Genomic DNA, 20,603 nt, shown 5'->3' on the forward strand with positions numbered 1-20,603 from the left:
GATGATAAAGTTTATACGGTAAAAATGTCAACTCAACAGTCAGAAACTGCCCCCATCGTTCAAGGTTTTTACCGGTTATTGGGTTTAAACCAGGTATTACGAGAGAAAGGGGGAAATTGTTTCATGAACAAAATATACAAGGTATGTTGGAGCGTATGCATAAATTTTATGTGAAACCAGCAGATACCTTTTTACTAGAAGGAGGAATTCCTCATGCGATTGGTGAGGGGTGTTTCTTAGTTGAGATTCAAAAAACAACGGACTATACGATTCGTATAGAACGAATTTCTCCTTCTGGTCTTGAAATAGATGATTTTATGTGTCACCAAGGTCTAGTATTTGAAAAGATGTTTGATTGTTTTAACTATGAAGGTTTTACAAAGGAAGAGACAGCTCACAAGTGGCATGTATCTCCTAGTTTATTGAATGAGTCTAAGGAGAGTAGAGAAGTTGAACTGATTGGATATTAGAATACTCCTTATTTTAGAATGACATCAGTTGAGATTGACCGCCAAATAGTAGTAAACCATGATGACGTATTCTCAGGATTATATATTTTATCCGGCAATGGGGAAATGATAGCAGATGGAGAGCGTCAACTCGTTCAAAAAGGAGATCAATTTTTTATTCCTCCATCGGTTTCTACATTTGAGATACACAATCAGGGGAATGAGGCTATGAGAGCCTTAAGGCTTTTTGGACCTAGAGTACTTTGAAATAAGGTCATGATAAAAAATGATGTTTTATTCGTTATTTACAAAGGGGGTCCCAAAAGAAAAAGTGTCAGATACTAGGGTTTCATACCTAGTACCTGACACCTTATGGGACCCCCTATGTATATGATAGAAGAAATAGGGTTTTGTCTGTAATTTAACGATTATGTGATAATTAATATGAGTGCTCCAATAGCAAAACAGTAGTAAGCGAAGTACTTTAAATTTCCTCGTTCCATAATTCCCATAAACCATTTAAGAGAAAAGTAAGAAAAAACAAGAGATAGAATAAATGCAACAGTATAAGGAATAAGTAGTTCACCAAAATTGATATCGGTTATTTTGAGGATAATCGTACCTAAACTTACAGGGATATAAAGCAAGAATGAATAACGTAAGGCTGTTTCTCTCTTCATCCCAAGTCCCATAGACGCAACAATGGTTGCACCTGACCTACTTATACCTGGAATTAAAGCGACAGCTTGTGCAAAACCAACAATGATGGCGTCTTTAACAGTTAGATTTCGATCACTTTTTCTCCCTTTTAGGTTTCGAATCATCCAAAGTGCCAATCCAGTAACTAATAGAGCTACGCCAATTGGGGCAACACCTCTAAACTGATCTGATATGATATCTTCAAATAATAAGCCAATCACACCGGCAGGGATGGTCCCAATTATTAAGTAAACGATAAACATAAAGTCATTTTTATAGACTGAATCACGTTTAGTTACATACTTACTACCATTTTCAGCTAACCTAATTAAATCTTTTCGGTAGATCAGCAAGACTGCGATTAGTGATGCAAAGTTCATTAATACCTCAAAGCTAAAATCACTTTCACCAACACTAATACCAAATAATTCTTGCGCTAAAACTAAGTGGCCACTTGATGATATAGGAATGGGTTCTGTAAAACCTTGTAGTGCACCTAAAAAGGCATACTTCATTAAAATAATTAATTCCTCCATTGAATGAATCACTCCTACTTTACTTTAATCCTAAAGAAATATCATCTCAAAAGTTGAAAACTTATTCAATATCTTTATTAAAGTATTTTTTTCTCTAGCTTTAAGTAGAAAGATTTATAATTTCAATAGAGTAAAATTGATTGATAGATCATCATCAAATTATTGAAGTTTAGTAACTACTCAGCCCTATGATTTTAATTGTCCTGCATAAGCGTTTATTAAAAAAGTTAGATTGATAAAATAATAGGAATGAAGGAGTTTCATAAAGTAAGAAAGACATCAACGATAGTGGCTGATGCTTTTCTAATATTAACAGAATTTATCTCGTTTTTTAATTTCTGATGGAATAAAAAGTGGTTGGAATGATTTCCTGTTCATGAAATAATAGGTCTGTGGGATGAGCATTTAGAATATTTGTGAAGAAAACAAAAGGGGGAGACAGCTTTGGCTTTTAGTCTTCTGGTTCTTTTTTTGCCATTAGTCATTATTCTATTTGTCGTCGTTTATACGGCGAAAAATAAAGGAAAGGATGAAGAACTGATGATCCGACATCTTTATACTTATTTAGTTTTGTTTGCTACATTAATGATGGTGATTGGTGGAGGTATTTCTATTTTTATGGCTGCTGCTGATTTGGTTAGTCCGACAAGCTATTATCAAAGTTTTGAGGATTATAAGAGGTTTAATCAAGAATATCAAATGAAGGAAGACAATAAAGAAGTATTAACGGAAGAGGAAATGCTTGCAAACTACGAAAAAATAGTCCAAAGTGAAAAAAATCGAACACAAGAAAATGCCCAAAATCAAATGATTAAAAGTCTAGGATTTATTGTCATTCCACTGCCTATTTTTCTTTATTTCAACAATATGCGAAAAAAACAGAAAGAGGAATAGAAAAAACTAAGTGCCAGGCATCCTCAAATTTGTTGTAGTATGTAAATCAAATAAATACACCCACCAAACTTGTTTGGTGGGTGAGGTTCACAGTATCGAGTCATTTAATAATTTCAATACTTTTTCATGCAACGACTGTATAGTTGGATGCCCGCTATAAGTAAAATGATGAAATGGGTTATCTTTTCATTTCTCTTTAATACATCATGGAATTGATTTGACACCATAATATATTGGGATTCTGTAACGCTGACGTGTCATCTTTGTATTCACGTCTATTCACATTAGTTACATCAATCCTATTGCCTTTCTTAAAAGCTATTTTAGATTCTTTTTCTTGTTGATGCTGAATAGATGATGATGGGTGAATAAAATGTTTTTTGTACAATTCAATTAAATTTTTCAAATCTTATCCCCCCTTCGTTTATTTTTAAAATAGCTTTGTTACATGGAGTTAAAACATATGCCCGCATACACCAAAGGTAATTTTCCAACAATAATCAGCAACTCAGCCTTAAACATAGTAGTTGATTTATTTTATTTTAGAATATTTATTTAATTTTGAAAACCCTTTTGTAAGATAACTTAACAAAGAGGTTTGTAAGTGAGGTTAAGTGCCAGGCACCATCCAATTTTTTGGATGGTGCCTGGCACTTGGTGTAATATATTCATGAAAGGGGATTGATCATATGAAAGTACTTGTTATTGGAGCAAATGGTCAAATTGGAAAGAAGGTAGTCCAACTGATCCATGAAGGTCATCTGCATACCGTCAAAGCGATGGTCCGACAAGAAGAACAGATAGAGGATTTTACTAAAAAAGGGATAGAAGCGACAGTAGCCAATCTATTGGGGACGATAGAAGAGATTGCAGAAGCAGCAAAAGATTGTGATGCGATTGTTTTTTCAGCAGGATCTGGCGGGCATACAGGAGCTGATCAAACGTTATTAATTGATCTTGATGGTGCTGTTAAAACCATTGAAGCAGCTGAAAAAATAGGGGTCAAACGATTTATTATGGTGAGCGCATTGCAGGCACATAACCGAAAAAATTGGAATGAACAGTTAAAACCCTATTATGTCGCTAAGCATTATGCAGACAGAATGTTAGTTCAAAGTGATCTAAACTATACGATCATCCGCCCAGGAGGTCTTGTAAATGAACCGGGTACCGGTAAAGTATCTGCCGGTGAAAATGTACAAAGGGGATTCATTCCACGTGAAGATGTGGCTAAAACGATCGTTGCTTCATTAGCTGAGGAACACACTTTCAAGCGTGCATTTGACCTTACTGCGGGAGACACACCTATTATAGAGGCTTTAAAAGCAATGAAATTCTAGTTATATCCCTTTGTATAAAACAAATAAAGTATCGAGATTACTGAGACCTCGATACTTTATTTGTTTTATAGCGAACAGATTCTGTCACTATTGCTTCATTTTCATACAGAAAAAACCTTCATCTTCTTTCCAATCAGCATATAATACATTCGAAAATTCTGTTATTCCATTTGCCTTAATCTGATTAAGGAGCCAATTTTCATCAAAACCTGTTTTTTTTAAATTGTCTTTATCCACTTGACCATCACTGATTAATGAAATAGGCAAATAAACCTTTTGCTGATTTAAATGTAAATCTTCAATCGTTGGGGACGCATATTTAGGTTTTTTCAAAGCACTTATTTTCCCATTGGGTTCGAATACCGCAAACTCAACTTCCCTAAGAGAGAAAATATCTTTTTCTTGTCGCAACATCTGTTGTAACTCATTAATATCCAATTTATTGACCTTTAACTGCTGTTTGTCAATATGGCCATTGCGTATTACTATGGAGGGCCTTCCTTCAAGTATTTTTCGTGTCTTTCTAAATTTCTGTGTAATTAGTAATATACAGTAGATTAATATGGTCCACAAAATGACTGCATATAAGATCGAAAGTATTTTGACGTCAGAGTCATAAATAGCATTTCCTACAAGTTCACCAAGTACAATAGCAGAAATAAAGTCAAAAGGAGTAAGTTGAGAAATTTGCGTTTTTCCTAATAATTTAGTTGAAGCCAATAGTACGAAAAAACCAATTAAGAGTTCAATTGTTATTTGTCCAATGTTATTCCACATATAAATTCCACCTCACATTCATCATCAATGCAACATTATTTAGTATGTCTAAAACTTAGAAAAAATTGAACTTTAATGCCATTTTATAGTTAAAGAAAAAAATAGTCTTTGAAAAAGGTTGGAGTTGTACTGATATTTGAATGAATTCGCAACGGGATTGGAAATGATTTTTCCGTTAGAGTTTTAATTGGGTTTCCTGTCCTAGTCCCGAAAAGTGCTATTCCCATAACAAATGATTGTACTGAATAAAGACGGATCACGTGAAATTACTTTCAAGGCGAGTAGCGTCAACTGTTCGCTTATTGTAATGAAAAAGAGAATCGTTATTTCTTTTCCATATGTTATAAAGGATATTATTAGTATTATGTTGAAATATTGGTTATACAATCCAATCTATTTTAGGGAAATGTCAATTAAAGTATCCGTTAATACCGTTGCATTGAAAAAAGCTGTATTATATGAGATAGCAACCATTTATCAATTGTAGCTTTATATCGTTTTTTTACTAGCAGTAATAACTCATTATTACTATTTAAAAATCATACATAATTCATCTAAACTATTGTTAAAAGGAGAATGATCCACATGTTTCCAATTGAAGAAATCCGTCAACAATTTCCAGCATTAGCACGTACTTATCATGGTAAACAAGTAATTTATCTAGATGGTCCAGGAGGTTCACAGGTAGTAGAAGCTGCTATTCATGCGATGGTTTCATACATGTCAAAAGGTGGAGCTAATCTGCATGGTGAATTTCCAACAAGCAAGGAAGCGGAGCAACATATTGAAGATGCTCGAAAAGCGATTGCTGACCTTGTTTACGCGAAACCGACTGAGGTGGCATTCGGTCAAAACTCGACTTCATTAATGTTTTCTGTTGCGCGTGCATTGAAAAATACCTGGACGAGTCAACATAATATTGTTGTTTCCGAGATTGATCATCGTGCCAATGTGGATTCTTGGGTCACGGCTGCACAAGAGTCAAATACAGAAGTACGTTTTATCCCGGTAGATACTAAGACATTAACACTTGATTTATCCCATCTTTATGAACAAATTAATGAACAGACAAAGCTCGTTGCTGTTACACTCTCCTCAAATGTTGTAGGTACGATTACTGATTTGAAAGCCATTGCCGAACGTGCACATGAAGTGGGTGCACTTTTAGCAGTAGATGCTGTCCATGCTGCGCCACATTTCTTAATGAACCGTGATCAACTTGGTGCTGATCTCTTGTTTTGTTCTGCGTATAAATTTTTTGGGCCACATGTTGGAATAGCTGTTATTAAGGAAGAAGTATTTGAAAATCTTCACGTATACAAATTAGAGCCAGCACCTACTTATTTTCCAGATAAATTGGAAACCGGTACACAAAATCATGAAGGAATCGCTGCTATTGAAGCCACAGTTGATTTTATTGCAAGCTTAGGGACAGGTTCTACTCGTAGAGAAAGACTTGAAAATGCTTTTTCAGAAATTGAAGAATATGAAAATAAATTGTCACGTAAACTTCGTCATGCACTTGAGGGCATTTCAGAAATTACACTCTATCAAGCACCTAATTCTATTAGAAAAACACCAACCATTGCTTTTACGATCAACGGTACGGATCCTGTAGAGGTATGTAAGTGGTTAATTGAGAATTATGCTATCTTCATAGCAAGTGGAGATTTTTATGCGTCCACTCTTGCGGACAAACTAGAAATAAATCATTCAGGCGGTTGGATTCGTGCCGGTCTTGCCCCTTATAATACTGCAGAAGAAATAGATTGTTTAATTGAAGCCATTAAGGCTTATGTTAAAGAGATTCATATTATCAAGAAATAGTGTACTAGGTGCCAGATACCATCCAATTTTTGGATGGTGCCTGGCACTTTAACTTAATTATAGGTATAATTAATAGGATGGAGAAACGAACATGGAAAGAACGTGTAAAACCAGAAAAAATATCACTAAATAATGGACCTGATTAAAGTCATTTGACTGGTTGTTTTTTCGGATTTTAAAATTATCGGAGGGGTTATTTTGAAAGAACATTATATACATTTACTAGAATATGATCATTGGGCTAACATGAAATTACTGGAACATATCAATAATACTTCGGAGGATGTATTCCATAAACCCATGAATAGTGTATTCCCATCCATTGCTGAAACCTTTTATCATATTTATAGAGGAGATCGAATTTGGTTTAAAAGATGTATTCCAAATTTAGTGGTTGATGAGAGTATTACTGAATTTAAGGATATCAAACATGCGGAAAAAAGTTTTGTAGAACTCCATCAAATAATGGTAGAGTCTATCCACCATTATTATGATGAACTTGATGTGATTGTTTATCAAAATCCTAAGGGGACTACTTTTAAAAATACGATCAATGAAATCATCCACCATCTAGCAAACCATGGTACTTACCATAGAGGGAATATCGCTTCTATGCTAAGAGAATGTGGATTTAAGGGAACGTCGACAGATTATATTCAGTATTTACGAGATAGATCATAAAAGGCTCTATGACTTTTGCCAACGATAGAAGAATAGTTAAAAGAAGTTAATATAAGTACTTAGAAGATCTTATATTTGGAGCGGAGAGATCGGCGGGTAGAGTAACTGATTTTTATTCTATCCGCTAGTTTTTATTGATACGGTTAAGGTACATTTCATGTTTCCCAGATTGTTCGGAAAGAAACTCAATATCTTGATTCAAGTCTTTTGTATTTTTGTCAATTTTCTTAAGAATAGCCATTGTATCATGAGTAGCTGTTTCAGCAACTATATTTAAAGTGTTTTCCATTCGATTAAGCTGTTCTTTCAGCCCCTCAAACTTTCCATTTATACCTTTGAAGTTATTATCTATCCCCTCAAACTTTCCATTTATACCTTCGAAATTATCATTCATACCCTCGAATTTTTCATCTATGTTCTCAAACTTCTTGTTCATACCTTCGAAGTTTTCATCCATGTTCTTAAACTTTCTGTCAATACCCTCAAATTTTTCATCCATGTTCTCAAATTTTGTGTTCATTCTTTCTTCCATTTGTTGAATGGCTTTTAGTATTTGTTCCATTTTGTACCTTCCTTTCTGCCTTCTATTATACAAAGTACTTACAGAAATATCACTTTCTTTTTATGGTAACATAGAGAAAATTTCAACGGTGTTCAATACGATTAAGAATGGTTATGTAATAAGGTAACCTTTCTTTAGATTAACGAGAAAAAAGGATTATAATAGGTTTAGGATGCTTGAACAATTTTACATCATTATAAATGGAGGTAAAACGATGGCAGAAATCAAATTCGAGATAAAAGAAACGGTAGGAATTTTATCAACATCCCCTAAAGGTTGGAACAAGGAATTAAACCTGATTAGTTGGAATGGAAAAGACCCAAAGTATGATTTGCGTGATTGGGCACCAGATCATAGCAAAATGGGAAAAGGGATCACGTTAACAGATGAAGATTTGAAGGCGTTGCGAGAGATTTTAAATGGGATGGAATGATCAAATAATTACTGTAAACTCTGACTATGTTCTTAAATCGCATGATTCACGAATTCTTCAAAACGAAAAACAGATTAAACCATATAAGTAAGGGGGAGCATGATATACATGGAAATCGTATCCATTAATATTGGGAAGCCTAAAACGATAAAGGATCAAGGCAAAGAATTACAAAGTGGTATATATAAAACTCAAACGAATGAACCCATTTTTCTTGGGAAATTGAATTTTGATGGGGACGGACAGGCTGATTTAGTTCATCATGGTGGCGAAGACAAGGCGGTTTGTGTTTATCCATATGAGCATTACCCTCATTGGGAGAAAGACATGAACAGGGAATTAGTTTTTGGTGCCTTTGGGGAAAATTTAACGCTTAAAGGGATGTTAGAGTCAGATGTACATGTTGGCGATATATATCGTCTAGGTGCGGCAATGGTTCAAATTAGTCAACCAAGACAGCCATGTTTCAAGCTGGCAAAAAGATATGATATTTCTGATTTACCACTGAGGTTTCAAAACACGGGCTATACGGGGTTTTATTTTAGAGTGTTGAAAGAAGGCTGGGTTCAACCGGATTCAAGGGTTGAAATAATAGAGAAGCATCCTAAGCAAATATCCATTCAATGGGCTAACCACATTATGCATCATAATAGAAAGAATATGGAAGAAATAAAGAAAATTCTAGCAGTGGATGCCCTCTCCGATTCCTGGAGAAAGACCTTTACACAACGGTCAGAAGGACTAGAGTAAACAAGAAAGACTGTTTAGATGTAATTATTGAACAGTTATTTGTAGAGTCAAAAGAAGAGTTGAAAAAGTCAACTAAAAATATTGAACTAGACAAAGCAAACGGAAGTATGAATACCATTAGAAAAATTACATCGACCATTAGCACCGTAGAAAAAACGACTTAGAAAAATTGAAAGGTCTAAAAAATAGTTTCGAGTTCGGAGAAAAAAATGGGAAGGTAATCATCAACAATAAAGAGTGTAAATCTAAGGAGCTAAGTGATTTAAAAGTAGCTTGCTGAACTCATTCTCTCAATGGACGTACGTAATAATTATTTTTTGATTATTTTTATTTTTAGGAGCACTATTATTATAATATAAAATGGTTTACTGCTATTGAAATTCATGCAAAAAAGAAATCGCTTATTATCAAGACATTAGCTAAGGACTTAATAATAATTTATTGATAAAACTATTATATCAATAATCCAAACGAATTTTTTCAATACTTTTATTTTTCCTTTTCATATTCTCATAAAAACGGTGCTGTGATACTATCTTAGAGGTTTTGGAATTAGTAGATATACACATCAGGATATGAGAATGAGATTTAAATTATCATACATTCCAAATTCGGTTTATAAAAATTTCTTATACGAGGTGTATGATGGAACCAAGAGAACATGTTCGAAGTGAAAACAAGAAACTCTTAATGGAAATATTTAAGCTTAGAATGCTTTTAAGTGAATTATATACTCAAAGTGGGCCAAATAGTTCTGACTACATAACACTGTCAATTAAGTTAGATTTATTTGTACAGGAATATATGGAAGAAAAAATGAAGGCATTACAAGATGAACTTATGGAAAGTGGCAATTTAATTTATTCATAATTCTAAGGCGAGACTTTCGGAAATAGATTACTAAACTTAGTAAATGACACAATTATTCTACCCATTCGTTAATACAAAGCCCTCACAGGGGTGTGAGGGTTCTTCTGTTATTGATTAAACCTCAGGAGTCGGGGTAGGGGCAGCATATCCATCACTATATGTATTATCTACTTTTGTGCGGATTTCTTCTATCGTTTTTCCATCTTTATCATCTAGAATGGATTGAGCGGGGATTTCTAAGCAAACCCCACACTTCGTTCCATGATCATCCCAAATGATCGCTCCATTTTCTTTGTTCTCATTGATAAAACAATCATAACTATTTTTATGATTGACGGAATCACCGCATCCGCAATAGCATGGGATGTTTTCGAGTAACTCTTTATGGCTTGCTACAGTTGTATAAATTACTTTCATCTCTTCAGGTTTCTCTTTTAGAAAGTCTGGAATCATTTTGATAGAAATAGGAATGGCCTCCTATGAAGAATAAGAACACATGGTGATATCTATTCCTGTTATATTTAAGCAAAATAAAGCTAAGGATAAATAATAAGAAAAAGAGCGTGAAAAAAATCTCCTCTAGATAGAAAATGGGGGATGATTATACAAAAGGATGATTGAAGAATGCAAATGAACCAAACTATAAATAAGCTTTTGACGAAGGACTTGTCACAATTATTCACGTTAGCAACAAGCGCATTTAACTCGTTACAAGATTTTATTTACATTATTGGTGTTGAAAATGAGAAATTCACCTATTTGTTTGCTAATCAAGCAGGTTTATCAGTGTTGAATACCAATCAAGGGCTAATTGGAAAAACATTTGAGGAAGTTTTACAAAAAGACAAAGCAGATTGCTTAGAGCGTTATTATCGAAAAGCAGCAAAAATGAAAAAAGTTATCACATTTGAGGATGAAGTCGAGCTTAAGGATGGACAAACGATGTTTTGTGAAACGGTTCTAACGCCTATTTGTGACGATGATGATATTTATATTATTGCTGTTGTACGAGATGTGACGGATAAGAGTAAAAAACTACGGGAACTTCAGCTTTCTAAACAACTACTAGAAGAAAATGAAAAACGATTATCCTCTCTTATGGAGAATAACGAAGATGCTGTATTTATGTTTGATAGGGAAGGAACTTTTTTAGAAGTCAATCCTGCTGCCGAACACATTACTGGATATAACCATACAGAATTGATTGGAACTCATTTTTCGCAAATCACGTCCAAAAAAGAACTTAAAAGGGTACAGAAGCTTTTTCAACAGGCTACTGAAGGAGAAACGGTTCGTTACGAATCGTTTATTTATCATAAAGAAGGAAGAAACGTTTATTTAAATGTGAAAAACATTCCCATTATTATAGAAGACCAAATCATAGGCGTATATGGAATCGCAAGGGACATTACAAATGAGAAAAAAGCATTAGAAGAACTCCATAGTGTAAAATTACAGCTAGAGTCCTTTATAAATGATAGTACTGATTCCATATCCCTGATAAATCTAAATGGAGAAGTTGAATTTATCAATGAGGCTTTTACAAAAACCTTTGGATATACAGAAAATGATGTATTAGGGAAAGAGAATCCCATTATTCCTGATTGGTTAAAAAAAGAAAAAGATCAACTGGTTGAGCAGGTATTAAAAGGGAAAAAAGTGCAAGATATTCATGTGAAAAGACAGAAGAAATCTGGGGAATTACGTGATATTAGTATTACATTGTCTCCCATTAATGATGAATCTGGGCATGTGACAGGTATTTCCACGATATGCCGTGATATTACGGAAAATAAAAAGACGGAAATCGAAATGATGAAAATAAAAGAAGAACTCGAACTTGTTTGGAATTATTCAACAGACGCTATTTTTATGATCGGACAAGATGGGTCCATCCTCCAAGCAAACCCAGCGTTTGAAGCTCTATTTGGTTGGAATAAAGAGGAAATAGACCGGATGGCTTTATCACGTATTTACCTTGATTACCAGCTAAATCAACAAGAAGAATTACTAACACGTTTACGAGAGAACGAAGAAATATTAAGTTTCGACACTAGAAGAAAATATAAAGACGGATCGATCATAGATGTAGTGGCAACCTATCGACCAATTAACAAAGGGAAAACGTTAGCGATTGCTACTTACAAAAATGTGACTGAAGAAAAAAGAGTGATGTTGAAACTGAAAGAAAGTGAAGAAAGATACCGAAAAGTTCTAGAATTTTCACCCGATGCCTTGGTTATGCACACTGAAGGGAAAATTACTTATGTTAATCAAGCTGGACTTGACCTTATAAAAGCAAAGAATACAAATCAAGTAATTGGCAAACCCGTTTTAGACTTTGTTCATGATAGTAATCGAAAACAAGTAGCGGAACGCATAGAGAAAGCCATTAAAAATGGAAAAAAAGGTGAATTAGTGGAGGAGAAATATCTTACCTTTGAGGGAGATAAGATATACGTAGAAACAGCATCTGCACCGATTCAAGAACAAGGAAAAACATCAGTTATAGTCATGTTTCGGGATATTACAACAAAAAGGCGAGCAGAGAAAGCATTGAGAGAAAGTGAAGAACGTTTTCGAATCATTGCTGAACATTCTAAAGATATTATAAAAATACTAGATCTAGAAGGAAAAGTTTTTTATGCATCTCCTTCCTTTGAAACAACTTTAGGTCATCCAATTAGAAATGTAATTGGAAAGTCATTTTTAGATCAGATTCATCAAGATGATGTAAGTGAAGCGATAACCATTCTGGAAGAAATGAAAAGGTCGAAAGAGTATTTTGAGATTGATATTAGACATGTACATCAAGACGGATATTCTATATGGCTGCACTCACATTTTATACCGGTTCTTTCTTCAGAAGGGGATATGGAGAAAATCATCGTCATATCAAGTGATATTACGGAATCAAAACAAAAAGAAGAAAAGTTAGCTAAGATGGCGTTTTACGACTATTTAACTGGACTTCCGAATAGACGGTTATTCACAGATCGACTTAATCAAGCCATTTTCACATCGGAAAGAACGGGTAAACTAACCGCTTTATTGGTTCTTGATTGTGATAAATTCAAACCAATTAATGACACGTATGGCCATGATATAGGTGACGAGGTCATCAAAGAATTTGCCAGACGAGTTAGATCTTCTTTACGTAAGATGGATACTCTTGCAAGAGTGGGCGGTGATGAATTTACCATCGTTCTCCCAGAATTAACGAGTACAGATGAAATAATAGCAGTTTCAAAAAGAGTTGTGGAAGTGACTAGAGAACCTATGCATATCAAAGGTCATGAATTACAGATTACTACGAGTATTGGTATTTCATTTTATCCAACAGATGCTGATCATGTTGATCAGTTATTTAAAGAGGCCGATCAAAACCTTTATAAATCTAAAGACCGTGGTGGAAATACATTTTCATTATAAGGATAGAATTTTTAACTCAATGAGTTTATTGAGGGTTTTGAATTATATATGACAGCAAGTATAGGAATTAGCACCTTTTCTTCTGATGGAACAATGGTAGAGGAAATGATTAAGAATACAGATGCAGCATTGTATCGAGCGAAGGTAAGCAGGAAGAATAATTACCAAATTTATTCATGGAATGAATTGTATGTGCACTCCAAGTATTAACTCTGACCCATTTACTATAATTATGATATTCTAATATATAAGAATATGTACCTATTGGGAATGGAGTTTATGCGCTATGAAAATGGAAGAAAAAATTAATATTCTCTTAGTAGATGATCGCCCTGAAAATCTATTAGCTTTGGAGGCTATTATTGAGAGTGATGATTATCATTTAATTAAAGCTTTTTCAGGTGAAGAAGCACTTAAATATTTATTGAAATATGACTTCGCAGCTATTCTATTAGATGTTCAAATGCCAGGAATGGACGGTTTTGGAACAGCTAAGATCATCAAGACACGTGAAAAAACAAAAAACATCCCGATCTTATTTATTACAGCAAATCATATGGATTCAGAGCATATTTTCATGGGTTATTCTGTAGGAGCGATTGACTATATCCGTAAACCTTTTGATCCCTTTATTTTAAAGTCAAAGGTTGAAGGGTTCGTTGAGCTGTATCGAATGAAGCAAAAACTGATTAGGCAAGCTGATGAGCTTTCCGAAAAGAATAAAGTAATCGAATATATGGCTTATCATGATGGTTTAACGAATTTACCAAATAGAAGAATGTTTAACGACCAATTACTCTTACATTTGAATCAAGCAAAGAAAATGAACCAAACGTTCGGGGTTATGTATTTAGATGTGGATCGATTCAAATATGTAAATGATTCGCTTGGCCATGTTATAGGAGACAAACTACTCTTAGAAATTGCCAAAAGATTGGTTTCTGCTGTAAGAGAAAGCGATTTCGTGTCACGAGTGGGTGGCGATGAATTCAATATTATCCTACCAAAAACGGATCGGGAGAGCTCTCTAGTGGTGGCCGAAAATATTTTGGAGGCATTTAAAAAGCCTTTTTTTATTGATAGTTATGAATTATTTATGACAACGTGTATTGGATTAAGTATCTTTCCTTATGATGGTGAAGATTCTATTTCGATTATAAAGAGCGCTGATGTAGCATTACATCGTGCGAAAGAACAAGGCAAGAATAAATATAAAGTGTTTCACTCGGGAATGAATATTCAATCTTACCGTGCATTCCATATGCAGAACGACTTGCGTAAAGCGATTGAAAGAGAGGAGCTTGTACTTGTTTATCAACCTAGAGTAAGTATTGAATCGGGAAAAGTAACGAGTGCAGAGGCTTTATTACGGTGGAATCATCCAAGTTGGGGAACGGTATCACCAGTAGAGTTCATGCCAATAGCCGAAGAAACTGGTCAAATTGTTGAAATAGGTGAATGGGTACTAAGGAAGGTTTGTGAACAAATACATGCTTGGAAAGAGAAAACCATTATACCGGTTCGGATCGCGGTTAATTTCTCTGCTCAACAATTTTTACAAAAACATTTAGTTGATCATATTCAACAGATTCTAACTGAAACGAGTGTAAACCCAGAATTTTTAGAAATAGAGATTACGGAATCCGTTATTTTAGGAAACGAAGACATGATTACACACACATTACAACAACTAAGAAAAATAGGGATCCCTATTAGTCTTGATGACTTTGGAACTGGATACTCCTCTTTAAATTATTTGAGGCGTTTTCCTGTCGATACGATAAAAATTGATCAATCCTTCATTCAAGATATTTCCCAAAATAAGAATCATAGTCGGGCAATCGTAGAATGCATTTCCTCATTGGCGAACAGCTTAAATCTATCCGTAGTAGCAGAAGGCGTGGAAACAGAGGAACAATTGAATATTATAAGGAATTATCATTGCCAAGAGTTTCAGGGATATTTATGTAGTCCTCCTATATTAGCAAAAGACTTGGAGGAATTCTTATCCAATAAGTCTCAACATCAGGTTTCGTATAAAAAAGAAAGTAATAATGAAGCGATCAAGCAATCCATGTCGAATCATCATAGTGACCTATTAAATTTATATCATAGTCAAGAAAAAAAACTTAAACAAGAAATCATTGAAGCCGCTATCTATCATATAAAAGAAATACATTCCATTTCTTCAAGGGAAGTGGATGTATTTAAATTAATTGTGAGTGGTCTAAGCAATAAGGAAATTTCAGAACAACTATTTATCAGTGAACATACAGTTAAAAATCATATCACACATATTCTTCAAAAATTAAATGTAACGGACCGAGTACAAGCAATCGCAATGGTATACGAAACATGTATTCATGAAGGGGATAAGCTCTTTATTTAGTGTGAAACATAGAAATAGGAAGGGAGCGCAAGGATGAAAATCAGAACGAAGCTATTATTGGCACTTAGTACGTTACCCCTCCTTCTGTTCATTCTCATTGGAACAGGTTGGATTCAAATTACTCATCTCAATAAGGAAAGTCGTTTACTAGAAACAAACTATGCTTTATCGATTATAGCTGCACAAATTCATACGGATATTAAAAATGAAGGAATTCGATTAAGAAATTTAGTGGTTTTTACTGATGAGGATGCCATACAGGAAGAAGTAACTGCTCTGCAATTGGAAAGTGAAGCTATAAAGGACAAGATAAGTCTTTTAGAAGCAAAAGAAGCTACTTCAGAACAAAAAGAGTTGATTGCAACTTTAAAAAACACAAACAATGAATTTAATGTTTATCAAGACACAGTCATTGCAGCTGTCTCTGAAGGAAAAAAGGAAGAAGCATTAGCGCTCATTGATGAGAGTTCGGTTTCCTTACATGATGACTTTTTTGAAGTTATTTCGAATATAACAGATACCTTTGATTCCAATATGGAATCGTCTTTAATAAAGCTAATAAAAGATTTTCAGAATGGAATTATAATAGGCTCAGCTGTACTAGCCGTTGGGATAATCCTTATTATGGGTATCTTGTTTAAAAGTATTTGGACACTTTCTATTAGATTAAATTCAATGTCTACAATAATGAGTAATATAGCAAATGAAAATACTGATCTAAGTACAAAGATTCAAGTAATATCAAATGATGAAATTGATCAGGTCGCAAAATCATTTAATCGAATGGCTGAATCTTTAGAAGAACAAATGAAAAAGGAACAAGAACTGACTTGGATGAAAGCAAATATTGCTGAGATTACTTCAAGCTTAAGTGGCACACATAATTTAGAAACATTAGGGAGTATATTCCTTTCAAAGGTTGTTCCATTGCTGGAGTCAAGTCATGCTGTCTTTTATGTGAAAGATATGGATGAACAGAATAACGAGCCTATTTATCGACTTATTTCATCCTATGCTTTCAAAGAAAGGAAGCATCTCTCGAATACAATTCGTTTAGGTGAAGGACTAGTTGGACAAGCAGTCTTTGAAAAATCACCGATTATTCTTACACAAGTTCCATCCGATTATATTCGTGTTTCATCAGGGCTAGGTGAAGCATCTCCTATCAATCTATACGTATTACCAATTCTTTTTGAAGGAGAAGTAAAAGCGGTGTTAGAGATCGCTTCATTCAAACCTTATAGTGAAATGCAGCAAAGCTTTTTAGAAGAATTGATACATGACGTAGGGGTTATTCTTGAAAGTGTTATAAGTAGAATTCAATTAGCCCAATTATTAGAAGAATCACAGACGTTAATGGAGGAAATTCAAGCACAATCGGAAGAACTACAAAATCAACAAGAGGAACTAAGAGCGACAAATGAAGAACTCGAGGAACAAACACAAGCTCTTCGTCAATCCGAGGAAAAACTCCAAATGCAGCAAGAAGAACTAGAAGAAACAAATGCGAACTTAGAAGAAAAGGCCAAGAGTTTAGAGGAACAGAACAAGAAATTTGAACGTACGAATCGAGAGGTAGAAAAAGCAAGAGATGAGCTTGAAGTAAAAGCAAAGCAGCTTGCATTAAGCTCGAAATACAAATCAGAATTTCTCGCTAATATGTCGCACGAGCTACGTACTCCGTTAAATAGTTTATTAATCCTATCAAAACTATTATCTGATAATACAGGTGGAAACCTTACACCTAAACAAGTAGAATACTCAAAAACCATTTATTCCTCTGGGAATGACTTATTATTACTCATAAACGATATACTGGATTTAGCAAAAATTGAGTCTGGAAAAACGGAAGTGAATCCAAGTGAAGTCATGCTAACAGATCTAGTGAACTTTGTTGAGAGTAGTTTTAAACCGATCGCAAATCAAAAGAATTTGAATTTTAATATTTTACAAAAAGAAGGTTTACCACGTTTTATTTATAGTGATAGAGTCCGATTGCAGCAAGTATTGAAAAATCTGTTATCAAATGCCTTTAAGTTTACTGAGCAAGGTGAAGTAACAGTAGAAATCGATTTACATTCAAAATCTAGTAAACAAAACATTCTTGTATTTTCTGTTATGGATACTGGAATAGGCATTTCAAAGGAAAAGCAGGAGTTCATTTTCGAAGCCTTTCAACAGGCTGACGGTACAACGAGTCGTAATTATGGTGGAACAGGCTTGGGATTGTCGATTAGTAGAGAAATTGCTGCTCTTTTAGGTGGGAAGATTGTTGTTGAAAGTAAAGTGGGGAAAGGAAGTACATTTTCTTTCTATGTAGGTGACTATGAGAGTGAAGGAAAGGAAGACATTATACTTGCTACAGATGAGGCTGCTGTTTCGATTGAAAAAACAACCCCAAACCTGGAAAATAGTGAAAGTCTAGATTTGGAACCAAAACAGTCTGCAATAGAAAAGAGTCACATTAAGAGATTATTGATTGTAGACGATGATCGAACACAGCGCAACAGCTTAATGGAACTGATTGGTGACATGGATATCATTATCAAAGCTGTTTCTACAGGTCGTGATGCAATAGAAGAATTAAAGGTCAATCACTTTGATTGTATGATTCTTGATTTAGGTTTATCCGATACAAGCGGTTTTGATTTATTGGAAAGAATGAAAGAAAGTGACGAAAATAATGAAGTAAAAGTTTTCGTTTATACGGGACGTGATTTATCCTCAAAAGAGGAAATGCAATTAAATAAGCACGCTCATACGATTATCATCAAAAATGAACATTCTCCACAACGATTGAAGGACGAGCTCGAGCTATATTTAAATGAAAGTAGTAAACGGGTGAAAATGAGTGATCAGTCAAATTATGAAGAAATAAGCCTGACCTCGGGCCTTAAAGGGAAGAAGATTCTTCTTGTAGATGACGATGTTCGAAATGTATTTGCTTTATCTAGTATCCTTGAGATGGGTGGTATAGAGGTTGTTTTTGCGGAAAATGGAATTGAAAGTCTTGAGTTATTACAGGAAAACCTGGATATTGATTTAGTATTAATGGATATTATGATGCCTAAGATGGATGGATATGAAGCGACTAAAAGAATAAGAGAAATCCCTCAATTCGAGAATCTACCTATTATCGCTTTAACTGCGAAGGCAATGAAAGATGACCGTGAGAAGTGTATGGAGGTAGGGGCATCAGATTATATCGTAAAGCCTATTGATCCTGATCAACTGATCTCTTTAATAAGAGTTTGGCTATACCAATAAGAAGGAGAATTGTAACGGTATGAACGATTCAATGGATACAACAAGTATAAGTTCAAAACAAAGTGCATCTAATAGTGAATTAGAGAAAATCGAAATTGAATTGTTATTAAAGGGTTTATATGATTGGTGTGGCTATGACTTTCGAGATTATGCTTATCATTCGGTAAAAAGGAGAGTCTGGCACAGAGTTCATGAGGAAAAATTAAAGAGTATTACAGGGCTACTTGATACGGTTCTACATGATCCTGCCTGTTTACAAAGGCTGATCGCTGACTTTTCAATCAATGTAACAGAGATGTTTCGAGATCCTCTCTTTTTCTTGGATTTCAGGGAAAAAGTTGTACCCTTGTTGCGCACGTATCCATCTATCCGAATCTGGCATGCGGGTTGTTCAACGGGTGAAGAGGTATACTCTATGGCAATGTTGCTTCATGAAGAAGGCTTATATGAAAATGCGAAAATTTATGCAACGGATATTAATACGAATGTGTTGAAAACAGCCAAAAGTGGTTTATTCTCGCTAGAAAATATGAGGAAGTATACAAATAATTATTTGCAAGCGGGAGGCAAGAGGGCATTTTCGGACTATTATAGTGTTACAAAAAATGGAGTTAAGTTTCATCCGTTTTTAACGAAAAATGTGGTTTTTGCTCAGCATAATCTTGTGACAGACCGCTCATTTAATACCTTTCATGTCATACTATGCAGAAATGTATTAATCTATTTTAATAAATCATTGCAAAAGAAGGTACATGAACTCTTTTATGAAAGCTTAGGCATGTTTGGAATTCTTGGTCTCGGTGATAAAGAAACCCTTTACTATACAGATATAATGGGGAGTTATGAAGACATAAGCAGAAAGAATAAGCTCTATAAGAAGATCAAATGAATTTGTGGAGTAGGTTGGTTCATTATCGATTATAGAGGGAATAGCGTGTCTATGTGACTAAAGTTTTCCTTCAGAGCACTTTCATTTATTATTATTTCATCAACGAGCGTGGATAGGTAAGCTAAACAAAAAGAAGCCTTCGTTTTTTCATTTGTGAATTGAACTTCTGTATAATCGCGAGACTTTGTTAATAGCTCTTTAGAATGATCTTTTTCTACTTTGTTTTTCTTAAACCAATTCCACATGATGAAATCTCCTTATCAATTGAGATTAGTCATATTGTTTCCTCCTATGACAGGATTATCCTAGATAAATATTGGTAAGTGAAAAGAGAATCGGAAATGATAGATTAAAGAATCTGATAAGTTTTGCATGTTTATCATTATTTGTTGATAAAATACTAAGGTGATTAGTGGTATACTTGGTCGATGAGGATTTGAAAAGAGGTGATATCCCATGAAGTATATGAAATCGCAAATGAAACAACTGATCAAAGATAATACTGAATTGCAGAAGCGTTTAAAAGAGTTGATGAAAGAACACGAGCTTGAGAAGAATTTCGCTCTTAAGGCTTTATATCATTCAGAAGTTGCTGAAGGCGGCAAGTATCAGTTAGCATACCAAGCACTTGACTTACCCAAAGGGTAGGTCCTTTTTGGGTTTATCTTAATTTCAAGTGAAAAATAACGTGAAAAGTGTCGAATATTCAGGAGAAAAATCTATTTCTTTAGTCTATTTAAAAAAGTTTGAAAATTATTCACAATTGTATTGCGTTCTCAATTAATACTAGATATAATACGTATAGCTA

At 34.3% G+C, this 20,603-nt stretch carries 21 protein-coding genes; 15 read left to right on the plus strand and 6 right to left on the minus strand.

Going from position 1 to position 20,603, the window contains the following annotated elements:
• The first annotated feature begins 116 nt into the window (after positions 1-116).
• Together JMM81_RS08455 and JMM81_RS08460 are read left to right on the plus strand one after the other, a co-directional pair.
• On the plus strand, positions 117-470 hold the full coding sequence (locus JMM81_RS08455) for a cupin domain-containing protein (RefSeq protein ID WP_256241126.1): 354 nt from the start codon (positions 117-119) through the stop codon (positions 468-470).
• Between the two features lie 18 nt (positions 471-488).
• Entirely contained in the window at positions 489-716 is a 228-nt protein-coding gene (locus JMM81_RS08460) for a cupin domain-containing protein (protein ID WP_256241127.1), read from the plus strand.
• Between the two features lie 161 nt (positions 717-877).
• Here the strand turns inward: JMM81_RS08460 and JMM81_RS08465 are convergent, their stop codons facing one another.
• Complete coding sequence (locus tag JMM81_RS08465; protein ID WP_256241128.1) at positions 878-1,684, minus strand: undecaprenyl-diphosphate phosphatase; 807 nt, start codon at positions 1,682-1,684, stop codon at positions 878-880.
• A 444-nt stretch (positions 1,685-2,128) separates the two neighbouring features.
• On the opposite strand from JMM81_RS08465, the gene JMM81_RS08470 reads away from it, so the two are divergent.
• Positions 2,129-2,578 carry a hypothetical protein gene (locus JMM81_RS08470; protein ID WP_256241129.1) on the plus strand — a complete coding sequence of 150 codons (450 nt, stop codon included), beginning with the start codon at positions 2,129-2,131 and terminating at the stop codon, positions 2,576-2,578.
• A gap of 196 nt (positions 2,579-2,774) precedes the next feature.
• Here the strand turns inward: JMM81_RS08470 and JMM81_RS08475 are convergent, their stop codons facing one another.
• Positions 2,775-2,984 carry a hypothetical protein gene (locus JMM81_RS08475; RefSeq protein ID WP_256241130.1) on the minus strand — a complete coding sequence of 70 codons (210 nt, stop codon included), beginning with the start codon at positions 2,982-2,984 and terminating at the stop codon, positions 2,775-2,777.
• 283 nt (positions 2,985-3,267) lie between these two features.
• On the opposite strand from JMM81_RS08475, the gene JMM81_RS08480 reads away from it, so the two are divergent.
• The gene (locus JMM81_RS08480) at positions 3,268-3,918 is read left to right on the plus strand and encodes an SDR family oxidoreductase (RefSeq protein ID WP_256241131.1); all 651 of its coding nucleotides are present in this window, start codon (positions 3,268-3,270) and stop codon (positions 3,916-3,918) included.
• A gap of 87 nt (positions 3,919-4,005) precedes the next feature.
• Here JMM81_RS08480 and JMM81_RS08485 read toward each other — a convergent pair whose 3' ends face one another.
• Positions 4,006-4,695, minus strand: a complete 690-nt coding sequence (locus JMM81_RS08485) for a YetF domain-containing protein (RefSeq protein WP_256241132.1) — start codon at positions 4,693-4,695, stop codon at positions 4,006-4,008.
• A gap of 585 nt (positions 4,696-5,280) precedes the next feature.
• On the opposite strand from JMM81_RS08485, the gene JMM81_RS08490 reads away from it, so the two are divergent.
• Together JMM81_RS08490 and JMM81_RS08495 are read left to right on the plus strand one after the other, a co-directional pair.
• On the plus strand, positions 5,281-6,522 hold the full coding sequence (locus JMM81_RS08490) for a cysteine desulfurase-like protein (RefSeq protein WP_256241133.1): 1,242 nt from the start codon (positions 5,281-5,283) through the stop codon (positions 6,520-6,522).
• Positions 6,523-6,720: 198 nt separating this feature from the next.
• On the plus strand, positions 6,721-7,203 hold the full coding sequence (locus JMM81_RS08495; RefSeq protein WP_256241134.1) for a DinB family protein: 483 nt from the start codon (positions 6,721-6,723) through the stop codon (positions 7,201-7,203).
• 124 nt (positions 7,204-7,327) lie between these two features.
• On the opposite strand, the gene JMM81_RS08500 is transcribed toward JMM81_RS08495, so the two are convergent.
• The gene (locus JMM81_RS08500) at positions 7,328-7,765 is read right to left on the minus strand and encodes a hypothetical protein (protein ID WP_256241135.1); all 438 of its coding nucleotides are present in this window, start codon (positions 7,763-7,765) and stop codon (positions 7,328-7,330) included.
• 214 nt (positions 7,766-7,979) lie between these two features.
• Between JMM81_RS08500 and JMM81_RS08505 the strand changes: the two genes are divergently transcribed.
• The 3 genes from JMM81_RS08505 to JMM81_RS08515 all read left to right on the plus strand — a co-directional run bounded on the left by JMM81_RS08505 (position 7,980) and on the right by JMM81_RS08515 (position 9,818).
• Entirely contained in the window at positions 7,980-8,198 is a 219-nt protein-coding gene (locus JMM81_RS08505; protein WP_256241136.1) for a YdbC family protein, read from the plus strand.
• 108 nt (positions 8,199-8,306) lie between these two features.
• On the plus strand, positions 8,307-8,948 hold the full coding sequence (locus tag JMM81_RS08510; RefSeq protein ID WP_256241137.1) for an MOSC domain-containing protein: 642 nt from the start codon (positions 8,307-8,309) through the stop codon (positions 8,946-8,948).
• Positions 8,949-9,590: 642 nt separating this feature from the next.
• Positions 9,591-9,818, plus strand: a complete 228-nt coding sequence (locus JMM81_RS08515) for a hypothetical protein (RefSeq protein ID WP_256241138.1) — start codon at positions 9,591-9,593, stop codon at positions 9,816-9,818.
• Positions 9,819-9,932: 114 nt separating this feature from the next.
• On the opposite strand, the gene JMM81_RS08520 is transcribed toward JMM81_RS08515, so the two are convergent.
• Positions 9,933-10,271 carry a PCYCGC motif-containing (lipo)protein gene (locus tag JMM81_RS08520; RefSeq protein WP_305367760.1) on the minus strand — a complete coding sequence of 113 codons (339 nt, stop codon included), beginning with the start codon at positions 10,269-10,271 and terminating at the stop codon, positions 9,933-9,935.
• 171 nt (positions 10,272-10,442) lie between these two features.
• Between JMM81_RS08520 and JMM81_RS08525 the strand changes: the two genes are divergently transcribed.
• From JMM81_RS08525 to JMM81_RS08545, 5 genes are all read left to right on the plus strand, one after another.
• Positions 10,443-13,250 (plus strand): PAS domain S-box protein, encoded by a 2,808-nt coding sequence (locus tag JMM81_RS08525; RefSeq protein ID WP_256241139.1) that lies wholly within the window; start codon positions 10,443-10,445, stop codon positions 13,248-13,250.
• 27 nt (positions 13,251-13,277) lie between these two features.
• Positions 13,278-13,460 carry a diguanylate cyclase domain-containing protein gene (locus JMM81_RS08530; RefSeq protein WP_256241312.1) on the plus strand — a complete coding sequence of 61 codons (183 nt, stop codon included), beginning with the start codon at positions 13,278-13,280 and terminating at the stop codon, positions 13,458-13,460.
• Positions 13,461-13,536: 76 nt separating this feature from the next.
• Positions 13,537-15,639, plus strand: a complete 2,103-nt coding sequence (locus JMM81_RS08535; protein WP_256241140.1) for an EAL domain-containing protein — start codon at positions 13,537-13,539, stop codon at positions 15,637-15,639.
• A gap of 33 nt (positions 15,640-15,672) precedes the next feature.
• The gene (locus JMM81_RS08540; RefSeq protein WP_256241141.1) at positions 15,673-18,906 is read left to right on the plus strand and encodes a response regulator; all 3,234 of its coding nucleotides are present in this window, start codon (positions 15,673-15,675) and stop codon (positions 18,904-18,906) included.
• A gap of 19 nt (positions 18,907-18,925) precedes the next feature.
• Positions 18,926-19,795, plus strand: a complete 870-nt coding sequence (locus tag JMM81_RS08545; protein WP_256241142.1) for a CheR family methyltransferase — start codon at positions 18,926-18,928, stop codon at positions 19,793-19,795.
• Positions 19,796-19,824: 29 nt separating this feature from the next.
• Here the strand turns inward: JMM81_RS08545 and JMM81_RS08550 are convergent, their stop codons facing one another.
• Entirely contained in the window at positions 19,825-20,040 is a 216-nt protein-coding gene (locus tag JMM81_RS08550) for a hypothetical protein (protein ID WP_256241143.1), read from the minus strand.
• Positions 20,041-20,251: 211 nt separating this feature from the next.
• Here JMM81_RS08550 and JMM81_RS08555 point away from each other — a divergent pair, with 211 nt between their 5' ends.
• Positions 20,252-20,443 carry a hypothetical protein gene (locus JMM81_RS08555; protein ID WP_256241144.1) on the plus strand — a complete coding sequence of 64 codons (192 nt, stop codon included), beginning with the start codon at positions 20,252-20,254 and terminating at the stop codon, positions 20,441-20,443.
• The last annotated feature ends 160 nt before the right edge of the window (positions 20,444-20,603 follow it).

It is taken from the genome of Bacillus sp. V3B, assembly GCF_024494465.1.
Taxonomy (GTDB): Bacteria; Bacillota; Bacilli; order Bacillales; family Cytobacillaceae; genus Bacillus_BD.

Coding starts and splice junctions, on each gene's coding strand:
- JMM81_RS08540 (WP_256241141.1), top strand. CDS start 15,673: ATGAAAATCAGAACGAAGCTATTATTGGCACTTAGTACGTTACCCCTC.
- JMM81_RS08545 (WP_256241142.1), top strand. CDS start 18,926: ATGAACGATTCAATGGATACAACAAGTATAAGTTCAAAACAAAGTGCA.
- JMM81_RS08505 (WP_256241136.1), top strand. CDS start 7,980: ATGGCAGAAATCAAATTCGAGATAAAAGAAACGGTAGGAATTTTATCA.
- JMM81_RS08515 (WP_256241138.1), top strand. CDS start 9,591: ATGATGGAACCAAGAGAACATGTTCGAAGTGAAAACAAGAAACTCTTA.
- JMM81_RS08520 (WP_305367760.1), bottom strand. CDS start 10,271: ATGATTCCAGACTTTCTAAAAGAGAAACCTGAAGAGATGAAAGTAATT.
- JMM81_RS08460 (WP_256241127.1), top strand. CDS start 489: ATGACATCAGTTGAGATTGACCGCCAAATAGTAGTAAACCATGATGAC.
- JMM81_RS08525 (WP_256241139.1), top strand. CDS start 10,443: ATGCAAATGAACCAAACTATAAATAAGCTTTTGACGAAGGACTTGTCA.
- JMM81_RS08485 (WP_256241132.1), bottom strand. CDS start 4,695: ATGTGGAATAACATTGGACAAATAACAATTGAACTCTTAATTGGTTTT.
- JMM81_RS08480 (WP_256241131.1), top strand. CDS start 3,268: ATGAAAGTACTTGTTATTGGAGCAAATGGTCAAATTGGAAAGAAGGTA.
- JMM81_RS08555 (WP_256241144.1), top strand. CDS start 20,252: ATGAAGTATATGAAATCGCAAATGAAACAACTGATCAAAGATAATACT.
- JMM81_RS08535 (WP_256241140.1), top strand. CDS start 13,537: ATGAAAATGGAAGAAAAAATTAATATTCTCTTAGTAGATGATCGCCCT.
- JMM81_RS08500 (WP_256241135.1), bottom strand. CDS start 7,765: ATGGAACAAATACTAAAAGCCATTCAACAAATGGAAGAAAGAATGAAC.
- JMM81_RS08550 (WP_256241143.1), bottom strand. CDS start 20,040: ATGTGGAATTGGTTTAAGAAAAACAAAGTAGAAAAAGATCATTCTAAA.
- JMM81_RS08465 (WP_256241128.1), bottom strand. CDS start 1,684: ATGGAGGAATTAATTATTTTAATGAAGTATGCCTTTTTAGGTGCACTA.
- JMM81_RS08490 (WP_256241133.1), top strand. CDS start 5,281: ATGTTTCCAATTGAAGAAATCCGTCAACAATTTCCAGCATTAGCACGT.
- JMM81_RS08510 (WP_256241137.1), top strand. CDS start 8,307: ATGGAAATCGTATCCATTAATATTGGGAAGCCTAAAACGATAAAGGAT.